The following is a 4,961-nucleotide window of genomic DNA, read 5'->3' as shown; positions in this document are numbered from 1 at the left end:
ATCCCCAAAAATCCCCCGGCCACGGCAAGGGTCTGCGGACGACCAAACATCTGCCGAAGAAATTCCACCGGCAAATTGACCTGACTGCTGCTCCGCGTCACAAGCAAACCGGCAGCGAGAGAGATCAGAAATGCCGGAACCTGGCTCACCAGCCCGTCGCCGATGGTCAATTTCGTGTACAGGGCCGCCGCCTGAGAGAACGGCATCCCCAACTGAACCATCCCAATGAATAAACCGCCGATAATATTGACTAAGGTAATAATGATGCCCGCGATGGCGTCGCCGCGTACAAACTTGCTGGCACCGTCCATCGCCCCGAAGAAGTCCGCTTGCCGTGTGATTTCCTCCCGCCGCCGCTGGGCCTCCTTCTCGTCGATGATCCCCGCGTTCAAATCGGCGTCGATGGCCATTTGTCGCCCGGGCATGCCGTCGAGAGTAAATCGGGCAGCCACTTCGCTGATACGCGTGGCCCCCTTGGTGATCACAACGAACTGAATGACAACGATGATCACGAAAATAATCAGACCGACGACGATTTGGTCGCCCGCCACAAACTCTCCGAACGACCGAATGACGCTCCCCGCCGCTTCCAGACCGGCCTCTCCCGCTCGCGTCAAAATGAGGCGGGTCGTCGCGACGTTGAGAACCAGCCGCATCAGCGTCGTCGCCAAAAGAAGTGAGGGAAAAATATTAAACTCCAAAGGTGTGGCCACATAGATGGTTGTCAGCAGCATGATAATGGCCACAGTGATGTTGGTGGCTAAGAGAAAGTCGAGCAGCCACACCGGCAGCGGAATCAGAAGCACAATGACGCTGGCGATAATCACCACAGGAAAAACCAACTCCTGTGGTTTGACGATGTTCAACCGGGTTTGAAGAACACCTGGATTTCCAGCCACTCCGCTCTCCCAAATTCCGCTTCCGCATTCTTCTCGCAACCTTTGCCAAGAGAGGTCCTACGCAGGGGGCCAACGATACCGAAAATGGCCTGAAAGGTCCAGATTGTTTTCGCTTTCCACGCCCATGACAAAACCCGTTCCGGTGCTGGGCTGGATTCTGACTCGCGACATTGCCGATGAGGGAAATGTTTTCCCGATCGGAAAACGCAGGTTGGTCGCCGGGCCGAAATTGTTTTGATAAAATGAGAGTTCTGGATAGGTTGCCAAGAATATGTCAGAAGTGCACCCCCGCCGTTCGGCTTCTCACCTTTCCAGAATCCTCCGTGTTGACCATCCATCCAACCCTGCGGACGAGGTAGGCATGTCTAAAAACGGTGTCAAGGCAAAAGAAGTTGGCGGCTATCGCGATCGACCCTGGATCCCCCGTTTTTGGGATGGTATCACGTTCTGGGGATGGATCAAAGTGATGGCCGACCATCGCTTCAAGATCGCCCCCCGCCGTCTCGGGATGGCCATCCTCATCACGTTCATCGGGCTTTTCAATTCCTTTTTGGCCCTCATTCAGAAACTCGTCTACGGAAGAAAGATCGCCCGCACACCTCTTGTCGATGACCCGATCTTCATCATCGGACACTGGCGGTCGGGAACAACGCTCCTTCACGAGATGTTCATCCTCGACCCGCGTTTCGGATTTCCTGATAGCTACGCATGCTTCGCCCCCAACCATTTTCTCGTGTCTCGCTGGTTCCTGGCGCCGCTGGTGGGGCTCCTCATGCCCAAAATGCGCCCTATCGATAACATGCCGTTCGACTGGAACCGCCCTCAGGAGGACGAATTCGCCCTCTGCAACATGGGCGTGCCCTCGCCCTATTTAAGTTTGATTTTTCCCAACGAACCACCTCGTTATGATGCCTATTTGACTCTCGAAGACGTGCCCCAGCGCGAACTTGAGCGGTGGAAAAAAGCATTCTTGACTTTCCTGAAAGCGGTGACCATCCAGTGCGGAAAACGGATCGTCCTCAAATCACCGCCTCACACCTGCCGGATCAAAGTCCTTCTGGAGATGTTTCCCCGCGCCAAATTCGTTCACATCTACCGCGATCCGCTGGCCGTTTATCCTTCGACGATTAACCTTTGGAAGCGACTTTCCAAGGACGAAGGCCTGCAAGTTCCCCACTATCAGGGCCTGGAAGAACGGGTATTGACAACTTTCTGCCGGATGTACGAGGCCTTTGAACGGGCAAGACCGTTGGTCCCGGCCGGCCAACTGGCCGAGGTCAGCTACGAAGCCCTCGTCGCCGATCCCGAGCGCGAAATGGAAAGGCTCTACCGGGAGCTCGACCTTGGCGATTTCGAGATCGTCCGGCCGCGCCTCCGCCAATTCATTGCCGAGCGATCCAACTACAAGCGGAATAAATTTGAGCTGGATCCGGCCGTTCAGCGAGAAATCGCCCGTCGGTGGCGGTTTTTCTTCGAAAAATACGGGTACCCCCTACCGCCGTCTCACGATCCGGCCGACGTTCCCAGGTCCTCTCAGACCTCGTCGCCCCGTCCCGCGTGACCAGGTCGTACAACGGAGCATTGGCCTGGCTTGCCGAACGCATGCGTGTCCCTCTGTGAACGCGTGGATCGATCATGCGGCCCTCGGCGGTGGCACCTTTTTGCCTTTCAGGTGATAGACGTAGGCCAGCACTTCGGCAACGGCTGCGTACAGGTCTTCCGGAATGGGCTGATTCACCTCCACGGTACGATAAAGCGCCTGGGCCAGCGGTTTTTTCTCGATGACGGGGACACCATGCTCTTCGGCCAGTTTGCGGATTCGCTGCGCGACAAGGCCCGCTCCCTTCGCCACCACCACCGGAGCCGCCATCGTCTCCGGATCGTATTTGAGGGCCACCGCCAACTCCGTGGGGTTGGTCACCACGACATCGGCCTTGGGCACCGCCTGGTTGACCCGATTGAGCATCAGTTGCCGCTGGACGACCTTGCGGCGCGCCGCAATCTGGGGATCACCCTCCAGGTTTTTCAGCTCTTCCCGTAGCTCCTGCGGAGTCATCTTCAGGTCCTGCTCGCGTTTCCAGTACTGAAATGCAAAGTCCAGGATCGCCAGCACCAGAAGCGCAATCCCCAGGCGAAGCGTTGTCCAAACAAGCAATTCCGCAAGGAAACTCGCAATTTCTCCGGGTAACAATGCTCCCAGCAGGAATATCGAATCTATTTTCGATGCCAGATAGACGGCCGCGACAGCTCCCACGACTAAAATCTTGAATATACCGAACAGCAGTCGCACAATATTCGCCAGTGAAAAAATCCGCCCAAAGCCCTTGAGCGGGTCGATCCGCGTCAAATCGGGGGCAGCCTTCTGTGGCAAAAACAGGAATCCGAACTGAATAAAGTGTCCCGCTACCGCCGCAATCACCACTGCCACCAGGATCGGCGCCAGCGCCAGACCGATCTCCTCAGCCACCTCGAGAAACATGGCGCTCGTCGTGTTGACATCAGTCGTGAGCCACGCTTCGCCGCCCAGATAACGCTGAGTCAGCCGCACGACGCTTTCCACAAGGGCCGGACCGCTGATTACGAGCGCCCCTGTTCCTGCCAGCAAAATTAGGGCCGAGACGAGATCCGAGCTTCGCGCGACGTGCCCTTCCTCCCGGGCCTTCTGCCGCCGGTGCTGCGTTGGCTCGATCGTTCTTTCGCCTGCATCGTCCGGCATGGCTCACGGTCGGAACAGATGACCCCGTCAGAATCCAGCCGCCCAGGGAAACACCCGCTGGAACGTGTTGGTCAGATCCTGCTCAAAAATCATCACAATGAATCCTATCGAAAGCAGCAGCGTCCCCAGCGCCGCCATACCGTTCAGCCCAAAGCCCAGCATGAGAAGATTGAGCTGAGGAAGAGTCCGACTGATCAGCCCCAGGACGAGCGTCACGGTCAGCAGGGCCGCCATGGCCGGCGCCGCCACCCGAACCGCCAGCACGAAACTGAATGTCACACAATCCAGAAGAAGTGTGGTCGCATCAGAAACTGAAAACAAAACGCCGGGCTTGAGCACCGCGTAGCTTTCCAGAATCCCGCTCAACAGGGCCTTTTCTCCTCCCGTCACCAGAAACACCACCGTCCCCAGAATGAAGAGAAACTGGCTGAAACCGGAAAGCTCGCTGTCACTCGTCGGATCGTAAACATCGCCGATTCCCAACCCTGCCATCCTCGAGATGATGTCGCCCGCCAACTGCATCCCCTGGATCATCAGCATCACCCCCAGCCCCAGGACGAATCCCACGCCCAATTCCGACGCGACCATCACAGCAAATTCCAGGATGTTATTGACCTGCGGCAGGGGAACCGTCAATACGGGTAAAATCAGCACGGCCAGGGCCAGTGCCAATAGAATGCGAACCTGCATCGGCACAAGCCGATGAGAAAGCACCGGCGCGGACAGAACCAGACCTGTCATGCGAATAAAAACGAGCATCAGCAGAATAAACTGATTCAGCAAGTAAACGACCATATCAACCGTTGGCCTGCGAAAACGCCGACTCTCACCTTGCAGCCGCAGCACGCGGACAACGCGGTCATCGACTCCGCATTCATTCTTTTTCCCATCGCCGCCTTCTTCGCGGACTTTCTTTTCCCTCGGTCATTTATTCTGCACAAAAAGCCACGTTATATCGCTTGCCGTGTTTTTTACTTTTCGGACTACTGTTTACCCTAATAAATTGTGCCCGACATGCCTCTCAGTAGCTCCTGCGAATACTCAAGCATCTGCACCAGCATCCATGGTAAAGTGAGCAGAAATACAATGACCATCACGGCGACCTTGGGAACAAACACGAGGCTTTGCTCCTGAATCTGCGTCACCGCTTGCAGCAGCCCCAGGATCAGCCCGACGGCCATCCCTGCTAAAAGAACGGGCGCGCTAATTAAAAACCCCATCCAGATTGCCGTCCTGAATAAATCCACCGCCGCCTGTGCATCCATATCACACTCCTTGCTGTCTTTTCCTGGCGGTTTACTGAACCCGGCATTTTTCTCGCCGCAGGAATCAGTTACAACTCAGCC

Annotated in this window: 5 protein-coding genes; 1 reads left to right on the top strand and 4 read right to left on the bottom strand. The window is 56.3% G+C overall.

What is annotated here, in order from left to right:
* On the bottom strand, nucleotides 1–899 hold an 899-nt coding region (locus tag H5U08_RS10100), incomplete at its 3' end, for a flagellar biosynthesis protein FlhA (RefSeq protein ID WP_297032648.1).
* A gap of 361 nt (nucleotides 900–1,260) precedes the next feature.
* Between H5U08_RS10100 and H5U08_RS10095 the strand changes: the two genes are divergently transcribed.
* Nucleotides 1,261–2,460 (top strand): sulfotransferase, encoded by a 1,200-nt coding sequence (locus H5U08_RS10095; protein ID WP_297032647.1) that lies wholly within the window; start codon nucleotides 1,261–1,263, stop codon nucleotides 2,458–2,460.
* 72 nt (nucleotides 2,461–2,532) lie between these two features.
* On the opposite strand, the gene flhB is transcribed toward H5U08_RS10095, so the two are convergent.
* From flhB to fliQ, 3 genes are all read right to left on the bottom strand, one after another.
* Nucleotides 2,533–3,615, bottom strand: a complete 1,083-nt coding sequence (gene flhB, locus H5U08_RS10090; protein WP_297032645.1) for a flagellar biosynthesis protein FlhB — start codon at nucleotides 3,613–3,615, stop codon at nucleotides 2,533–2,535.
* A gap of 27 nt (nucleotides 3,616–3,642) precedes the next feature.
* The gene (locus tag H5U08_RS10085; RefSeq protein WP_297032643.1) at nucleotides 3,643–4,410 is read right to left on the bottom strand and encodes a flagellar biosynthetic protein FliR; all 768 of its coding nucleotides are present in this window, start codon (nucleotides 4,408–4,410) and stop codon (nucleotides 3,643–3,645) included.
* A gap of 200 nt (nucleotides 4,411–4,610) precedes the next feature.
* Nucleotides 4,611–4,880, bottom strand: coding sequence for a flagellar biosynthesis protein FliQ (gene fliQ / locus H5U08_RS10080; protein ID WP_297032642.1), 270 nt, complete (start codon nucleotides 4,878–4,880; stop codon nucleotides 4,611–4,613).
* Nucleotides 4,881–4,961 lie beyond the last annotated feature (81 nt).

The organism is Thermogutta sp. (assembly GCF_014359955.1).
GTDB lineage: Bacteria > Planctomycetota > Planctomycetia > Pirellulales > Thermoguttaceae > Thermogutta.
This window is presented reverse-complemented; position numbering and strand designations above follow the sequence as displayed.

What these genes read in the sequence shown, in the direction of transcription:
- H5U08_RS10085 (WP_297032643.1), bottom strand. Translation starts at nt 4,410, where the DNA reads ATGGTCGTTTACTTGCTGAATCAGTTTATTCTGCTGATGCTCGTTTTT.
- H5U08_RS10095 (WP_297032647.1), top strand. Translation starts at nt 1,261, where the DNA reads ATGTCTAAAAACGGTGTCAAGGCAAAAGAAGTTGGCGGCTATCGCGAT.
- fliQ (WP_297032642.1), bottom strand. Translation starts at nt 4,880, where the DNA reads ATGGATGCACAGGCGGCGGTGGATTTATTCAGGACGGCAATCTGGATG.
- flhB (WP_297032645.1), bottom strand. Translation starts at nt 3,615, where the DNA reads ATGCCGGACGATGCAGGCGAAAGAACGATCGAGCCAACGCAGCACCGG.